The sequence below is a fragment of the Pseudomonas sp. ACM7 genome, from assembly GCF_004136015.1.
GTDB lineage: Bacteria > Pseudomonadota > Gammaproteobacteria > Pseudomonadales > Pseudomonadaceae > Aquipseudomonas > Aquipseudomonas frigoris.
Genome location: NZ_CP024866.1, coordinates 3048649 through 3064427 on the forward strand (window position 1 = coordinate 3048649; position 15779 = coordinate 3064427).

The window sequence follows — 15779 nt, forward strand, 5'->3', positions numbered from 1 at the left end:
CTGACGCCATCGCGAGCAAGCTCGGCTCCAGGGTTTACGCGGTCAATGTGGGAGCCGGGCTTGCTCGCGAAGGGGGCTCCATGGTTTCAGACCGTGGGTGGTCCGGGATACCCGCAATGCGCCCACGACTCCGCCCGGCTGTACCAAGCCATCATCACCAGTTGCAGCAGCGAGCTATGGCCCATGCGCAGCAGACTTAACGAGCTGTTTTCCCAGCGATCGAGAAAATGCCGGATCTCGTCGGCACTGGCGTTTTCCCAGCTGCCCCAGATCCCGGTCAGTGGGCCGCGGGTGATGCTCATTCCCAGCACATCGAATAACTGTCGGGTCAGCTTGAGCATTTCCGGCGACAGATGATTCAGACCGTTGTCCAGGCAGTGTAAGGTTTCACCGACGGCCGTCGGCATTTTCTCGATGGCCACAGCGCCGTCGAGCATCACCGGAATCAGTGCCCGCAGAAACAGCAAGTCACCGCTGCGCAGAATCGCGAAACCGCTGGCCGGCAGGCTCGATGAGCAACCGCTGAGGCTCGCTCCCAAACCGGCGGTGGCGAGAAAAGCGCTGGCACCCAGGCTGAATTTAAGCAAGCCGCGCCGTGACAGCGCGGGTGTATCGGACAGACTTGGGCTCATTATTGTTATTACCCGAAGGGGATGATCGTTAGCGGATAAACAGCTTCTGAATCAGCTTCTGAATGGATTTTCCGTACGGCGGGTAGATCAATTTCGCCGCATTGAACCGCTGTTTGATCAGCACACCTTTGGCTTTGCTGAAGGTCAGGAAACCTTCGTGGCCGTGGTAATGGCCCATGCCCGAGGCGCCGATCCCGCCGAATGGCATATCGTCCTGAGCGACGTGCAGCAGGGTGTCGTTCAGGCACACGCCGCCGGAATGGGTTTCGTGAAGTACGCGGTGTTGCTCACGCTTGTCGTAGCCGAAGTAATACAGGGCCAGCGGACGAGGTCGTTCATTGATGTAGGCAAAGGCCTGATCCAGATCCTTGTAGGGAACGATCGGCAACAGCGGACCGAAGATTTCGTCCTGCATCACCATCATGTCGTTGCTGACGTTGAGCAGCAGGCTGTGGCTCATGCGGCGCCCCTGGCCCTTGTCGAACAGCGGAATCAGCAGCGCGCCCTTGCTGGTGGCGTCGCTGATGTAGCCGTTGAGGCGTGCCAATTGTCGGTCATTGATGATCGCGGTGTAGTCCGGGTTGTCGGTCAAGGTCGGATAAAACCCGCGAACCGCCTGACGATAGGCTTCGACGAAAGCGCCTACGCGATCCTCCGGCACCAGCACATAGTCCGGGGCCACGCAGGTCTGCCCGGCGTTGAGCGTCTTGCCGAAGGCGATGCGTTCGGCAGCGTCCTTGAGCGGCACGTCGCGGGACACAATGGCCGGGGATTTGCCGCCGAGTTCGAGGGTCACCGGGGTCAGGTTTTCGGCCGCCGCACGCATCACGTGTTTGCCGATACTGGTGGCGCCAGTGAACAGCAGGTGATCGAAACGCAATCTGGAGAACGCTACGCCGATATCGGCTTCGCCCAGTACCACGCAGACCAGGTCTTGCGGGAAGATTCGGCCCAGCAGTTCCTTGAGCAACAAACCGGTGGCGGGGGTCGATTCGCTGAGCTTGAGCATCACCCGATTGCCTGCCGACAACGCGCCTACCAACGGGCCGATGGCCAGATACAGCGGGTAGTTCCACGGCACGATCACCCCGACCACACCCAAAGGTTGATAAACGACTTTGGCCGCCGCGGGTTGAAAGGCAATCCCGACCTTGCGTTTCGACGCCTTCATCCAGCCTTTGAGGTGCTGACTGGCGTAGTGAATGCCGTGCAGGCTGGGCATCAGTTCGGCGAGCAGGGTTTCATCGGCGCTGCGGTGGCTGAAATCCTGGCTGATGGCATCGATCAGAGCCTGGCGCTCATTGCTCAACAGATCGCGCAGGGCTTTGAGCCATTGCTGGCGCTGGGCGGCGGGTGGCATTGGGTTGGCGGCATACGCCGCGCGTTGGGCGTCGAACAGGGTCTGGAGCTCTTCCAGGGGCTGCTGCAGGTTCTGCAAGTAGGCGATGTCAGCAGTCATGGTAGGCTCCGGATTTATTGTAATAAGGGACTTTTTAGAGTCTATGCTCTAGAAAGTCAAATGACATCCTGGCGCAGCTTTGTTTTATCCACCTGCGGATAGGTCGTAAGATGCCGGTCAACGCACTTTGAATTAAAGCCCAAGCCATGGCCCCTCGGATCAAAACCAGCGAGCGCATCGTGCAGAACAGCCTGGAGCTGTTCAATCAGCAGGGTGAGCGCAGCATCAGCACCAACCACATTGCTGCCCACATGGAAATTTCCCCGGGCAACCTGTACTACCACTTCCCCAACAAGCAGGCGATCATCGCCGTGCTGTTCAGTGAGTACGAAAGCCTGGTGGACAGCTTCCTGCGCCCGCCCCAGGGCCGTGCCGCCACGGTCGAAGACAAGCGCTTCTACCTCCAGGAATTGCTGGCCGCCATGTGGCGCTACCGGTTTTTGCACCGCGATCTGGAGCACTTGCTCGACAGTGATCCGGAGTTGGCCGCCCGCTATCGGCGCTTTTCCCAACGCTGTCTGATCCATGGCACGCACATCTACGCGGGCTTCGTCGAGGCCGGCATCCTGCAAATGGACAAGGTTCAGATCGAATCCCTGACGCTCAATGCCTGGATCATCCTGACGTCCTGGGTGCGTTTTCTCTGCACCACCCGTGAAAACTCCAATCACCTGAGCGAACAGGCCATTAAACGTGGGGTGTATCAGGTGCTGGTGCTTGAGGCCGGTTTTGTCACGGATCAGTCTCGCGATTCGGTGAATGCGCTGTTCGAGGAGTTTTACGTGCCGCTGGCCCAAGCACTGGAAGAAGTGGGATAGAAAGTGCAGTAGGATCAACCATCGCCAAAATCGCAGGAGCCCGTTATGCCCATTGCGCAACTGATCAGCCCGCAAGCGTTGGACCTGAAAAAGGAGCAGCCGGGGCTGGTGATTCTGGATTGTCGTTTTGCCCTCGAAGACCCGGATTACGGTCAGCGCAGCTATGCCGAAGGGCATATTGCCGGGTCGAGCTTTGCCGATCTTGAGCGTGATTTGAGCGGGACATTGATCAAGGGTGTGACCGGGCGTCATCCGCTGCCTGAACCTGAAGACTTGATCGAACGTCTGCAAGCCTGGGGCGTCAACGCCGACAGCGATGTGATTTTGTACGACGACGGTCCGGGTGCCTACGCGGCGCGGGCCTGGTGGTTGCTGGCCTGGCTGGGCAAACGTGACGGCGTGTTCATTCTGGATGGCGGACTCAAGGCCTGGCACGCGGCCGGTTTGCCCCTGAGTCTTGATGCGCCGCAGATTGAACGGGGCACCTTCACGGGGTCGCCGGACAACGCGCTGATCTTGAGCGCCGAACAGCTCCAACAACGTCTCGGCCAGCCTGCGCTGACCTTGCTCGATGCCCGCGGCTTGCCGCGTTTCAAGGGCGAAGTAGAGCCGATCGACCCGATTGCCGGGCACATCCCCGGCGCGCAATGTGCGGCGTTCACCGACAACCTGGGCAGCGACGGGCGTTTTCTGCCGGCCGATCAGCTCAAACAGCGTTTTGCCGAGAAGCTCGGTGATCGTTCGCCGACCGATCTGGTGGCGTACTGCGGTTCTGGCGTGACGGCCTGTCACAACCTGTTTGCGTTGTGTCTGGCGGGTTATCCGTTGGGATCGTTGTATGCCGGTTCATGGAGCGAGTGGATCAACGATCCTGCACACGGCATCGCCAAAGGCGATTAAACACAGATCCAATGTGGGAGCGAGCTTGCTCGCGATAGCGGACTGTCAGTCAACATCATTGTTGAATTTGATTGCCACATCGCGAGCAAGCTCGCTCCCACATGGGTATTAGGTGCTTTGAGATATCACCGTAGGCGGGCGTTGCGATACGCGCCCGGCCCCACGCCGTAAACCTGCTTGAACTGCCGACTCAGATGACTCTGGTCAGCAAACCCCAACTGCGTCGCCACTTCCAACGGTAAGCAACCATTCTGTAACAGCGCTCGCGCCCGGGCGATGCGCTGCTGCATCAGCCAGGTGTGTGGCGGCATGCCAGTGGCGCGGCGGAACACCCGGGCGAAGTGGAAGGGCGAAAGGTTGACCGCCGCTGCCAGTTCTTCCAGCGAAGGCGGCGTCGCCAATTGTGCTTGCAGCAGATCCTTGGCCAGCGTCACCGCCCGATGTTCCTTGCCCGGCTTGCCTGCAATCGGTACCGCTGCGTGCCGTTGCAGCAGCAACAGCATCATTTCCCGCCAGACCGTTTGTTGTTGCAAGGCCGTGGACGGACTCTCCAGCAGACGATGCAGTTGGCAGAAACCCTTCACCAGATCCGGATCGCGATACAGCGTCGCGGCGAACGCCGGCAAGTTGTTGGTCGGCAGTTCCAGCTCCGCCAACAGCGACAGAATCTGACCGCTGTCCGGATAGAACGCCCGATACAACCAGCCATCCTCCGTGCCTTTATGGCCGGTGTGCAGTTCATCCGGATTGATCAGCACCAGCGTGCCGCTGCCCGCCAGGTGTTCGGCGCCGCGATAGCGATAGCGTTGGGCACCCGCCATGATCATGCCAATCACATAACCGTCATGCACATGAGGCGCGAAACGGTGTTCGATGTAGCGCGCGGACAATAACTCGACGCCGGCCAACGGTGCTGTTTGCCAGAATCGGATCGACTCGCCCTGGTCGACGTCCATGGCCTTACTGGCGCCCCACGGCGGTCAGCCATTGCGGGATGCGGCGTTCCAGGTAGTAACCCGGTTGCTTGAACGAACCATCGACGAAGCCGACATGCCCACCCTTGGTATGTAACTCGAATTGAGTGCAGGCGGACAATTCGTCGGCTTGCGGCAGGCTATGAGGAAAGACAAATGGGTCATCGGCCGCTTGAATGATCAGGGTCGGCGTACGAATCTCGCCAAGGAAATAGCGACTCGAAGCGCGGCGATAGTAATCCTCGGCATCGGCAAAACCATTCAGCGGCGCGGTGACCCGCCCATCGAAATCCCAGAACGTGCGCATGTTCTCCAGTGAGCCCAACGCGGCCAGCGCCGCCAGACCATCCTCGCGCCCGTCATGCTGGAACTGGCGTTGTTTGTTCTTGATATAGGCCACCATCTCCCGCATGAAATGCGCCTGATAGACCTTGGAGAAACCCTGGCCGATACGGTCGGCGCATTGATCGAGACGAAACGGTACCGACACCGCCACCGCACCGGCCACGCCACTATTACTGCCGGATTCGCCCAAGTGCTTGAGCAACACATTGCCACCCAGGGAATAGCCGACCGCATACAACGGCGCGAGCGGTCGTTGGGCCTTCAGGTGTTTGATGGTTTCGGCCAGGTCTTCACTGGCACCGGAATGGTAGCTGCGTGCCAGCAGATTCGGCTCACCCGAACAGCCGCGCCAGTTCAATGCGACGCTGGCCCAGCCTTGGGCACCCAGTGCTTTCTGCACCCCGGCCACGTAAGGCGAATTTGAAGACCCGGTCAGGCCGTGCAACACCAGCACCAGTGGCGCATCGGCGCTGTGCGGGCCGTGCCAGTCGAGGTCGAGAAAGTCGCCATCCTCAAGCCATAAGCGTTCGCGCTGGCGTTCGATGTGCGTGGTTTTGCGCCACAGCGGTCCCCACAAGGTTTGCAAGTGCGGATTACCAAGGCCGGTGGCCGGGGTGAAGCGTTCGCTGGGCTGGAGCACGATGTTTCTCTAAAAGGTCAAACAGTCGGCGGCAGGGCTGAAAAGCGTGGCCCTGGCGCCTATGTCCAAAGAAACTAACTTGCCACAATCCCCGTTTCGGCGCGACACATGCTCTGCGGTACCTCGTTGGTCGGGAGAGGCAGAGGCTGTTGTTCTACGGTCGGGCCTATGGTCACCACCGACCATTGGTCCGCGTCAAAGTGCTTGTTCAGGGCTGTTTTGACTTGCGCAACGGTCAGTTTCTGAGCCTGTTCGATTGAAAAATCCAGATTGAGCGGCAAGTCGTATTGGTTGATATTGACCAGTCGGGCAAGAATCTGTGAATTGGTGGCGCTGTTCAACGCGCTGCTGCTGCGCAGTTGGCGCAGGGTGTCGTCGAGTTCCTGTTGTGTCGGACCCGTTTGCAAGTAGTCGCGATACATCGCCTGCACCAGCTTCACCGCACCTTCGCTGAACTGTGGGCTGGTATTCAGGCTGATGACGGCAGTACCGCCTTCCTCCCAGAGGGTGTTCTTCAGTTGCACGTCATAGGTCAAACCGCGTTTTTCTCTCAGCTCCGTCATCAGTCGCGAAGAGATTTTCTGCTCACCGAAAATCATATGGGCCACTCTCAGCGCCATGTAATCGGGGTGCTGCGGTGTCACGCCAGGTTGCCCCAGCATGATCTGCGTCTGGTTCAGGGGGCGCTCGATATGCCGTGACGTTGCATCGACCTGTCGGCGCGGGACCGGAATTACGGGGGGCATTTTGGAACCTGCTGGCAGCGCGTTGATAACCTGCAGGCTCATCGCCTGGGCTTGTTCCAGTGTCAGGTCGCCGACCAGGGTAATCAGCACATTCCCCGCGCTATAGGCTTGCCGATGGAACGTCTGGACCTGTTCACGAGAGAGTGCAGCCAGGCTTTTTTCTGTGCCAAAGACTGGTTGGGCGTAAGGGTGTCCAGCCATTAGCAGGTCAATCATGGCTTGGGTGATTTGTGATTCGGGATCCTGCTGCTGGGTCTTGAGGATATTGGTCAGTTCTTTTTTGACGTTGACCAGTGCTTCGTCGGTCAGCAGGGGTTGGCCAAGTATCTGGGTAAACAGCAACAGCGCCGGGTCGCGCTTATCGATGGCAGTCAGGCTGCGCAAGGACAATGAGGCCCGATCCTGCTCGATGCTCATTTTGGTTTTTGCGCCAAGGCCATCAAAGGTTTCGATAATCGCTGAGAGATCCTTGCCCGGTACGCCTTCGTTAAGCAGGCTGAACGTCGTTGCCGCCAGACCGGAATGCTGACCATCTCGCGTGCTGCCGGCAGGAAAACTGACATGCAGGTCGAACATCGGCAGTTCTGGAGTGCGAATAAACAGCACCTTGCCACCGGACGGCGATTTCCAACCGTGGATTTTCAGGGCGCGCGAGGCTGGTGTCTGCGCGTCCAGCTCTGCCAGCGATTGCAGCCGTGGAGACTGAACCACAGCAGGAAGCTGCGGTTCGGTGTCGGCCAAGGCCAGACAGCCTTGCAGGCCACCGATCACTAACAGCCACAGTGTCACGCAACTAACCTTATTCATTATTTTTCTCCACGAGGACATGGGCGGTGCTCAGGCGTTGTCGGGTCAGGTACGTCCGCGCGACGTGCTGAATGTCTGCGGGGGTCACCTGATTCAGTTCATCGACACCCTCTTCCATCAGTCGCCAGGAAAGGCCGATGCTCTCGAGTGCACCGAGGTGATCCGCCTGGTTTTCAATGTCGTCGCGGTTGTAGATCTGCCCGGCGATCAGCAGGGTGCGGGCGCGCTCCAGTTCGACGCTGTCGGGCGGTGCGGACTTGAGTTCGTTGAGCAGTTCCCAGATACGGGCCTGTGCTTGATCGAGGCTTTCATTGCGTTGGCTGTGGAGCTGGGCGGTGAGGGTAAGCAGACTGTCACCTCGATAAAGCGTGTTGTATTCGGACGAGGTGCTAGAAAACAGCCTGTCGGTAAATTGCAGGCTTTTACGCAGGCGTGCGCTGTTCGAACCGGCCAGCAAGGTGTTGAGTAGCCTTAATGCATGCACTGTTCGACGGTTTTCGGCGGTGGCAAGGCTCGGGACATTGAACGACATGATCAATCGAGGCGCCGGGATCGCCTGGTGCAGGATGATTTTCCGCTCTCCGGGCTCGGCCAACTCCATCGATGTCCTTGCCGCGACAAACGGTCTGGCCGCAAGTACGCCGAAGTAGCGCTCGACCAGGGGCTTCACCTTTTCCAGCGTAACGTCACCGACAATGACGAGCGTGGCATTACCGGGGGCGTAGCGGGTCTGGTACCAGTGACGCACGTCATCAGCGTTCAAGCGTTGCAAGTCGTGCATCCAGCCGATGATTGGCGCGCCATAGCTGCTGGCGGGAAAGGCGATGCTGGTGAGGCGGTGTTGCGCGATTGCGTCGGGATCATCGTCGACTCGTAGCCGTCGTTCTTCCTGAATGACGGAAAGTTCCGGAATGAAATCCTCGGCTCGCAAATGAGCGGTCGAGATCATGTCGGCCATCAACTCGAACGCGACACCCAACTGGTGAGGCTGCACGGTCTGGTAGTAGGCGGTGACGTCCTTATCGGTAAAGGCGTTATGTGACGCGCCCAGCTTGTCCAGAATGGCGGAAGCTTCACCTGCACAGGTCTTGCTGCTGCCTTTGTAGAGCATGTGCTCCAGCGCATGGGACAGGCCAGACTTCCCCGGCGGTTCATCGCTGGAGCCGACCTTGAGCCAGAGTTGTGAGGTCACTACCGGGGCGCGATGGTCCTCGCGCACCACCACTTTCAGGCCGTTGCTTAACGTGAACTCGTGGGTCGGTTGTGCGGGTTCGGCCAGTACCGTGAAGGGCAGTAACCAGGAAAAGAGCAGCATCCTGCTGCGGGAGATGTTCATCCGTGTTCATCCTCAGTGGTTTACGGAAATTGCGTAAACCACTGTGGAGACTTGGACGAGGCCGTTGGCGGTAATTATTTACCGCACTTGATGCCTTGTTTCACGCTACGTTGCGATGACAGTTTCAGTTTGCCAGCGGGCTGCGCTGCCACAACGCGTAATACACTCGCCCGGATTTCTGCTCCCGGTGCAGGCGCCAGTTGCCTGGCAAGCCAAGCGCCGACGGTGCGTTTTCGCTTTCGGTGTAGACCCAGGCGTCATCTGCCAGCCATTGGCGCTCTTCGAGCAAGGCGCAAACGCTCGGCAACAGGTTCTGGTTGAACGGCGGGTCGAGGAACACCACGTCGTAAGCGGTCGCTGTCTGGGTTTCCAGGTAGCGCAGGGCATCGGCAGTCTGCACCTGGCCGGTGGTGCAGCGCAGCGTGCCCAGATGTTCCTTGATGCTGGCGACCGCGATGTTACTGGCGTCCAGCGCCTGACCCATGGCCGCGCCACGGGACAAGGCTTCGAGGAACAACGCGCCGCTGCCGGCGAACGGGTCCAGAACCTTGGCGCCAGCGACATATGGCGCGAGCCAGTTGAACAGGGTTTCACGCACCCGGTCCGGCGTCGGACGCAGGCCCGGTGCGTCCGGGAAGCTCAGCTTCCGGCTGCCCCATTCGCCGCCGATAATGCGCAGTTGGTTCACGCCGTTGTGTACGTTGTGAACGGGTTTTTTAGGACGAGTGGCCATTAATGCTCCGGAACCCCGAGCGGTTGCTCGGCAGGTTTATCAGTTGGGGCCGGTAACGGCTTTTGCGGCACGGTCGGGCCAGCGCTGACGATGACCATTTTATCCGTGCTCAAGTGTTTGTTCAGTGCGGTTTTGACCTGTTCGACCGTCAGGCTCTGGGACTCGCGCATAAAGTCATCCAGATAACTCAACGGCAGGCTGTAGAAACCCATGGCGCCGAGTTGGCCGACGATATCGGCGTTGCTGGCGGTGGACAGCGGGAAGCTGCCGGCCAGTTCACGCTTGGCGTCGTCGAGTTCTTTCTGGGTCGGGCCGGTTTTAAGGTAGTCGGCGAGCACGTCCTGCACCAGTTTCAGCGTGCCTTCGCTCATCTCGGCGCGGGTTTGCAGGTTGATCATGAACGGGCCGCGTGCCTGCATCGGGGTGAAGCCCGAATACACGCCATACGTCAGGCCGCGCTTCTCGCGCACTTCGCTCATCAACCGCGTGCCGAAGCCACCGCCGCCAAGAATCTGGTTACCCATGGACAGTGCTGCGTAGTCCGGATCGTCACGGTCGATGCCCAATTGCGCGAGCATCAGGTTGGTCTGCTTGGACGGAAACTCGATGTGGCCGATGCTGGCTTTCGGTTCCTCCGGTTGCGGGATTTTCGCCAGCTCCGGGCCTTTTGGCAGCGCGCTGGAGACTTGCGAAGCAATCGCCTCCGCCTCGGCACGAGACAGGTCGCCCACCAGCGCAATCACCACGTTGCCAGCCGCGTAGGCCTTCTCATGGAACGCCTTCAGTTGAGCCAGTGTGATCGCTGGAACGGTTTTCGCCGTGCCGTCGCTGGAGTGCGCGTACGGGTGATCGCCGTACAGGCGGTTCATCAGCTCCAGGCTCGCGAGTTTGCCCGGGTTCTGCTTCTGGTACTCGAAACCGGCGAGCATCTGGTTCTTGATGCGCGCAAAGGAATCGGCAGGGAAGGTCGGTTTGCCGACAACTTCAGAGAACAAGTTCAGGGCCGGTTCGCGTTTGTCCGCGGCGCTGAGGCTGCGCAGGGACGCCAGGGCCATGTCCTTGAATGCGCCGTTGCCAAAGTCTGCGCCCAGGCCTTCGAAGCCCTGAGCGATGGCGCCGACATCTTTGCCGGCCACACCTTCGTTGAGCATGGCGTTGGTCAGCACGGAGAGGCCAGGTGCGTCGCCGTCCTGGCTGCTGCCGGCGGCGAAGATCAGGCGCATGTCGAACATCGGCAGCTCGCGGGCTTCAACGAACAGCACCTTGGCGCCCTCGGCGGTTTTCCAGGTCTGCACGTCCAGGGTGCGGTGGCTTGGCGCCTTGCCGTCGAGTTCAGCCAGCGATTGCAGCTTCTGGCTGGCCTTGGCCTTGTCGAGGGCTTCGCTGGCCTTGGATTCGTCGGTCTTTGAAAAGTAAAACGCGGCAGACCCGATCAATGCGACAGCGATCAGGCCCATCAGGGCCAGGCGCGGTTTTTTACGCTCACTCATGAGTCGTCTCCTCTGGCAGTACATGGGCGACACTGAGACGTTCGCGGGTGAAATACAGCTTGGCGGCTTTCTGGATGTCTTCCGGGGTCACGCTTTCCAGCTCGGCGAGTTCGGTGTCCATCAGCTTCCACGACAGGCCAACAGTTTCCAGTTGGCCAATGGCGGTGGCCTGGCTGGTGATCGAGTCCCGCTCGTAGACCAGGCCGGCGATGACCTGTGCGCGGACGCGTTCCAGTTCCTCAGTGGACGGCGCGGTGGTTTTCAGCTGTTCGAGCAGCTTCCACAGGCCTGCTTCAGCCTGAGCCATGGTTTTGTTTTTCTGGGTATTGGGCGTTGCCGACAACGTGAACAGACTGTCGCCACGGGTGTAGGCGTCGTAGCTCGACGAACCGCCGGACACCAGCTCTTCGCCGCGCTCCAGTTGCGTCGGGATGCGTCCGCTGTAGCCACCGTCGAGCAGGGCGGAGATCAGGCGCAAGGCGTTGACCGAGCGTTTGTCTTCAGCGGTTGCGATGCTTGGCACGTTGAAACCCAGCATCAGGCTTGGCAGTTGGGTCTTCACGTGCAGGGTGATCTGCCGTTCGCCGGGCTCGGCCAGTTCCAGCGGGATTTTCGCCGGTGGCACATCACGTTTGGCGATCGGACCGAAGTAGCGCTGGGCCAGGGTTTTGACCTCGTCCGGGGTCAAGTCGCCCACCACCACCAACGTGGCGTTGTTCGGCACGTACCAGGATTGGTACCAGTGGCGCAGCTCTTCGACTTTCATGCGGTCCAGGTCAGCCATCCAGCCGATGGTCGGCGTGTGGTAACCGCTGGCCGGGTAGGCCATGGCCTTGAAGCGTTCGTAGGCCTTGGACATCGGCTTGTCGTCAGTGCGCAGGCGACGTTCTTCTTTAATGACTTCGATCTCGCGGGCGAACTCGTCGGCCGGCAGACGCAGGCTGGCCATGCGATCGGCTTCCAGCTCGAAGGCCACGCCCAGACGGTCGCGGGCCAGCACCTGGTAATACGCCGTGAAGTCATCGCTGGTGAACGCGTTCTCTTCGGCGCCGAGGTCGCGCAGGATCAGCGACGCTTCGCCGGGGCCGACTTTCTCGCTGCCCTTGAACATCATGTGTTCCAGAGCGTGGGACAAACCGGTCTGACCCGGGGTCTCGTAGCTAGAGCCGACCTTGTACCAGACTTGGGAAACCACCACCGGCGCGCGATGGTCTTCGCGCACGACGACCTTCAGGCCGTTATCGAGGGTGAATTCGTGGGTGGGTTGTGGATCGGCAGCCAGGGCCGAAAGGGGCAGACAAACTGTGCTGAGCAGCAGGCCTGCAGCGCGGCGGGCTAGAGCATTCATTCGTTTTTAAACCTTTGGGGCTGCCCGCTTGGTCTTAGCGTCGGCGGGCGAGAGGGTGCTAGGATACTGATCCGTTTTACTGGCGGCCACGCCTATCAGGCCTTTGATCGGTCAGCAGGTTGTTTGGGTTTACGGCTAAAGCTTTGAGTTTGTCAGCTAAACTCTGCGTTTTCGCCGACGATGCCGTTCCAGTCCTTCGTATTAGTCGACCTTTTAGGTGCTGTTTGCACCTCGACAAAATGTTGCGCGTGAACAAGCTGGGTCAATCGCAGTCTGTTCTGCATCGAATATTTATTTGCCGAGGCGCCCTTTGGCGCGTCGCTACCGTGAGATAGCCGTCCTCCATGTTTGGTTCCAACGACGACAAGAAAGCCCCAGCTGCGGCTGGTGAGAAGAAAAGCCTGTTCGGATGGCTGCGCAAAAAGCCGCAGGAACCCGTCGTCGAACAGCCACAACCACTTCCTGAGCCAACGCCTGCGCCGGTAATAGAAGAAGAGCCCGCGCCGATTGTCTTGCCGATCGCCGAGCCGGTGCTGCAACCGGTCACCGAGCCTGAGCCTGATGTCGTCGCCGAAGTCGTGGCCCAGGTGCCGCTCACGCCCGTTGCCGAGCCATGGCTGACGTTGCCAGTGGCGGAAGAGCCGGTGGCATTGGTCATAGATGAGCTGGCACCGCACGTTACACCACCAATTCCAGCCCCGACTGCCTTTGCTCCTGAACCCGTTCAAGCGCCAGTGGTTGAGCCGGTTGTCGCGCCAGTGGTGGTGGCCGAGCCTGAACCGGTTGTTCCGGAACCTGTGCCCGCATTCGTTGCTCCGGTTGCTCCGGTTGTTCAAGCGCCTGCACCGGTCGTCGCTCCCGTTGCCGCCGCACCTGTCATTCCCGTCGAAGCGCCTGCCGAGCCCACGCGTACCGAAGAAACCAAAGCCGGTTTCTTCGCCCGCCTGAAACAAGGCTTGTCCAAGACCAGCGCCAGCATCGGCGAAGGCATGGCCAGCCTGTTCCTGGGCAAGAAGATCATCGATGACGATCTGTTCGAAGACATCGAAACCCGCCTACTGACTGCCGACGTGGGCGTCGAGGCAACCTCGGTGATCATTCAGCGCCTGACCCAGAAAGTCGCTCGCAAAGAGCTGGCCGATGCCGACGCGCTGTACAAGTCCCTGCAGGCGGAACTCGCGGCGATGCTCAAACCCGTCGAGCAACCGCTGAAAATCACTTCGCAGACCAAGCCGTTCGTGATTCTGGTCGTCGGCGTCAACGGTGCCGGCAAGACCACCACCATCGGCAAACTGGCGAAGAAGCTGCAGCTCGAAGGCAAGAAAGTCATGCTCGCGGCCGGCGATACCTTCCGCGCCGCCGCCGTCGAACAATTGCAGGTCTGGGGCGAGCGCAACAAGATCCCGGTCATCGCCCAGCACACCGGCGCTGACTCGGCTTCGGTTATCTTCGATGCCGTGCAAGCGGCCAAGGCCCGAGGCATTGACGTGCTGATCGCCGACACCGCCGGTCGTTTGCACACCAAAGACAATTTGATGGAAGAGCTGAAGAAGGTTCGCCGGGTTATCAGCAAACTCGACGCCGATGCGCCGCACGAAGTGCTGTTGGTGCTGGATGCCGGTACGGGGCAGAACGCGATCAGTCAGGCCAAACAATTCAACCAGACCGTCGAACTGACCGGCCTGGCGCTGACCAAGCTCGATGGCACCGCCAAAGGGGGGGTGATTTTCGCCCTCGCCAAGCAGTTTGGCCTGCCGATTCGCTACATCGGCGTCGGTGAAGGCATCGATGATTTGCGTACTTTTGAAGCAGAACCCTTTGTCCAGGCATTGTTTGCCGAGCGGGAGCGTTCATGATTCGTTTCGAACAGGTCGGTAAGCGCTACCCGAACGGTCACGTCGGCTTGCATGAGCTGAGCTTTCGAGTCCGTCGGGGCGAGTTTTTGTTTGTGACCGGCCACTCTGGCGCGGGTAAAAGCACCTTATTGCGCCTGCTGCTGGCGATGGAGCGCCCGACCACCGGCAAATTGCTGCTGGCCGGGCAAGACCTGAGCACCATCAGCAACGCGCAGATTCCTTACCTGCGGCGGCAGATCGGTGTGGTGTTCCAGAATCACCAACTGCTGTTCGATCGCACGGTGTTCAACAACATCGCGCTGCCCTTGCAGATCCTTGGGTTGTCCAAGGCCGAGATCGCCAAGCGCGTGGATTCGGCGCTCGAGCGCGTGGCGCTGTCGGACAAAACCGATTTGTACCCCGGCGACCTGTCCACCGGTCAGCAGCAGCGCGTCGGCATCGCCCGCGCCATCGTTCACCGCCCGGCCTTGCTGCTGGCGGACGAACCGACCGGTAACCTTGATCCGCGTCTGGCGGCAGAAATCATGGGCGTGTTCGAAGACATCAACCGTCTTGGCACCAGCGTGCTGATTGCCAGTCACGACCTGGCACTGATCGCCCGCATGCGCCACCGCATGCTGACCCTGCAACGCGGCCGATTGATCGGTGACGGGGAGGCCGGCGTATGAGTGCGACACGCAGCCCCAAGGTTTCCGAGCGCGTGGCCCCGAAGGCCGCCGACCAGCAGCCGCAGAAGAAAAAACGCGACGATGATGACGGCCCGGATTTTGCCACACTGTTCCGCGCCTGGGTCGAGAGTCATCGCGCGAGCCTGCTCGATAGCTTGCGTCGTTTGGGCAAGCAGCCAATCGGTAGCTTCTTCACCTGCATGGTGATGGCGGTTGCCCTGAGTTTGCCGATGGGCCTGTCACTTTTGCTAAGTAACGTCGAGCGTCTTGGCGGTTCCTGGCAGCGTGCGGCGCAGATTTCCCTGTACCTGCAAATCGACGCCAGCCCCGCTGAAGGCGAGTCGTTGCGCGAGCAGATTAAAGGCATGCCTGGCGTAGCTGATGCTGAATATGTCGGCCGCGATCAGGCGCTGGAAGAGTTTCAGCAGCAGTCGGGTTTGGGCGAGGCGCTCAAGGAACTGCCGGAAAACCCGCTGCCAGGCGTGGTTTTGGTGACGCCGAATGAGGTCGATAAGCCAGCCCTTGAAGCATTACGACAAAAACTTTCCGAGTTGCCCAAGGTACAACAGGCGCAACTTGATCTAGTCTGGGTCGAGCGTCTGGCAGCCATCCTCAAGCTGGGTGACCGTTTTGTCTTCGGTCTGACCGTGCTTCTGGTTTCTGCATTACTTTTGGTGATAGGCAATACCATTCGTCTTCATATTGAAAACCGCCGCACAGAGATAGAAGTGATTAAACTCGTCGGCGGCACTGACAGCTATGTGCGCAGGCCCTTTCTGTATATGGGTGCGCTTTATGGCTTCGGTGCGGGGATTCTTTCCTGGGGCGTATTGGCGTTCGGCCTTGATTGGTTGAACGACGCGGTGGTGGGGCTGGCCGGACTGTACGGCAGTGATTTCGCGCTGGCCGGAGTGCCAGTTGCCGACGGTCTGTCTCTCTTGCTTGGCGCGGTGCTGTTGGGGTATATCGGTGCATGGATTGCAGTCGCACGCCACCTGAGGGAGCTTGCGCCTAAGTAGTATCATTT

14 protein-coding genes are annotated in these 15779 nt (G+C 59.9%); 5 read left to right on the forward strand and 9 right to left on the reverse strand.

Annotation, left to right across the window (positions count from 1 at the left end; all coding sequences use genetic code 11):
* Window positions 1-86 precede the first annotated feature (86 nt).
* The gene (locus CUN63_RS14290) at window positions 87-632 is read right to left on the reverse strand and encodes a twin-arginine translocation pathway signal protein (protein ID WP_129440303.1); all 546 of its coding nucleotides are present in this window, start codon (window positions 630-632) and stop codon (window positions 87-89) included.
* Window positions 633-660: 28 nt separating this feature from the next.
* Window positions 661-2091 (reverse strand): coniferyl aldehyde dehydrogenase, encoded by a 1431-nt coding sequence (locus tag CUN63_RS14295; protein ID WP_129440305.1) that lies wholly within the window; start codon window positions 2089-2091, stop codon window positions 661-663.
* A 146-nt stretch (window positions 2092-2237) separates the two neighbouring features.
* Between CUN63_RS14295 and CUN63_RS14300 the strand changes: the two genes are divergently transcribed.
* Window positions 2238-2909 carry a TetR/AcrR family transcriptional regulator gene (locus CUN63_RS14300; RefSeq protein WP_129440307.1) on the forward strand — a complete coding sequence of 224 codons (672 nt, stop codon included), beginning with the start codon at window positions 2238-2240 and terminating at the stop codon, window positions 2907-2909.
* Between the two features lie 45 nt (window positions 2910-2954).
* Entirely contained in the window at window positions 2955-3809 is an 855-nt protein-coding gene (locus tag CUN63_RS14305; protein WP_129440309.1) for a sulfurtransferase, read from the forward strand.
* A 125-nt stretch (window positions 3810-3934) separates the two neighbouring features.
* Here the strand turns inward: CUN63_RS14305 and CUN63_RS14310 are convergent, their stop codons facing one another.
* The 7 genes from CUN63_RS14310 to CUN63_RS14340 all read right to left on the reverse strand — a co-directional run bounded on the left by CUN63_RS14310 (window position 3935) and on the right by CUN63_RS14340 (window position 12228).
* Window positions 3935-4765, reverse strand: a complete 831-nt coding sequence (locus tag CUN63_RS14310; protein ID WP_129440311.1) for an AraC family transcriptional regulator — start codon at window positions 4763-4765, stop codon at window positions 3935-3937.
* A gap of 4 nt (window positions 4766-4769) precedes the next feature.
* On the reverse strand, window positions 4770-5768 hold the full coding sequence (locus CUN63_RS14315; RefSeq protein WP_129440313.1) for a hydrolase: 999 nt from the start codon (window positions 5766-5768) through the stop codon (window positions 4770-4772).
* 74 nt (window positions 5769-5842) lie between these two features.
* A complete protein-coding gene (locus CUN63_RS14320; protein ID WP_129440314.1) occupies window positions 5843-7321 on the reverse strand; it encodes a pitrilysin family protein in 1479 nt (492 codons plus the stop codon).
* The gene (locus CUN63_RS14325) at window positions 7314-8657 is read right to left on the reverse strand and encodes a pitrilysin family protein (protein WP_129440316.1); all 1344 of its coding nucleotides are present in this window, start codon (window positions 8655-8657) and stop codon (window positions 7314-7316) included. Before CUN63_RS14325 ends, CUN63_RS14320 begins: the two co-directional genes overlap by 8 nt.
* 124 nt (window positions 8658-8781) lie before the next feature.
* Window positions 8782-9390, reverse strand: a complete 609-nt coding sequence (gene rsmD / locus CUN63_RS14330) for a 16S rRNA (guanine(966)-N(2))-methyltransferase RsmD (RefSeq protein ID WP_129440318.1) — start codon at window positions 9388-9390, stop codon at window positions 8782-8784.
* The gene (locus tag CUN63_RS14335; protein WP_129440320.1) at window positions 9390-10880 is read right to left on the reverse strand and encodes a pitrilysin family protein; all 1491 of its coding nucleotides are present in this window, start codon (window positions 10878-10880) and stop codon (window positions 9390-9392) included. Before CUN63_RS14335 ends, rsmD begins: the two co-directional genes overlap by 1 nt.
* Window positions 10873-12228: a pitrilysin family protein gene (locus CUN63_RS14340; RefSeq protein ID WP_129440322.1), complete on the reverse strand. Its 1356-nt coding sequence runs from the start codon at window positions 12226-12228 to the stop codon at window positions 10873-10875. Before CUN63_RS14340 ends, CUN63_RS14335 begins: the two co-directional genes overlap by 8 nt.
* A 344-nt stretch (window positions 12229-12572) precedes the next feature.
* Between CUN63_RS14340 and ftsY the strand changes: the two genes are divergently transcribed.
* From ftsY to ftsX, 3 genes are read left to right on the forward strand one after another with little or no spacing between them, the layout of a single operon-like run.
* A complete protein-coding gene (ftsY, locus tag CUN63_RS14350; RefSeq protein ID WP_129440324.1) occupies window positions 12573-14084 on the forward strand; it encodes a signal recognition particle-docking protein FtsY in 1512 nt (503 codons plus the stop codon).
* Window positions 14081-14752 (forward strand): cell division ATP-binding protein FtsE, encoded by a 672-nt coding sequence (gene ftsE, locus CUN63_RS14355; protein WP_008152655.1) that lies wholly within the window; start codon window positions 14081-14083, stop codon window positions 14750-14752. Before ftsY ends, ftsE begins: the two co-directional genes overlap by 4 nt.
* Window positions 14749-15771 (forward strand): permease-like cell division protein FtsX, encoded by a 1023-nt coding sequence (gene ftsX, locus CUN63_RS14360; RefSeq protein WP_129440326.1) that lies wholly within the window; start codon window positions 14749-14751, stop codon window positions 15769-15771. The genes ftsE and ftsX overlap by 4 nt, the downstream gene beginning before the upstream one ends.
* Window positions 15772-15779: the final 8 nt, after the last annotated feature.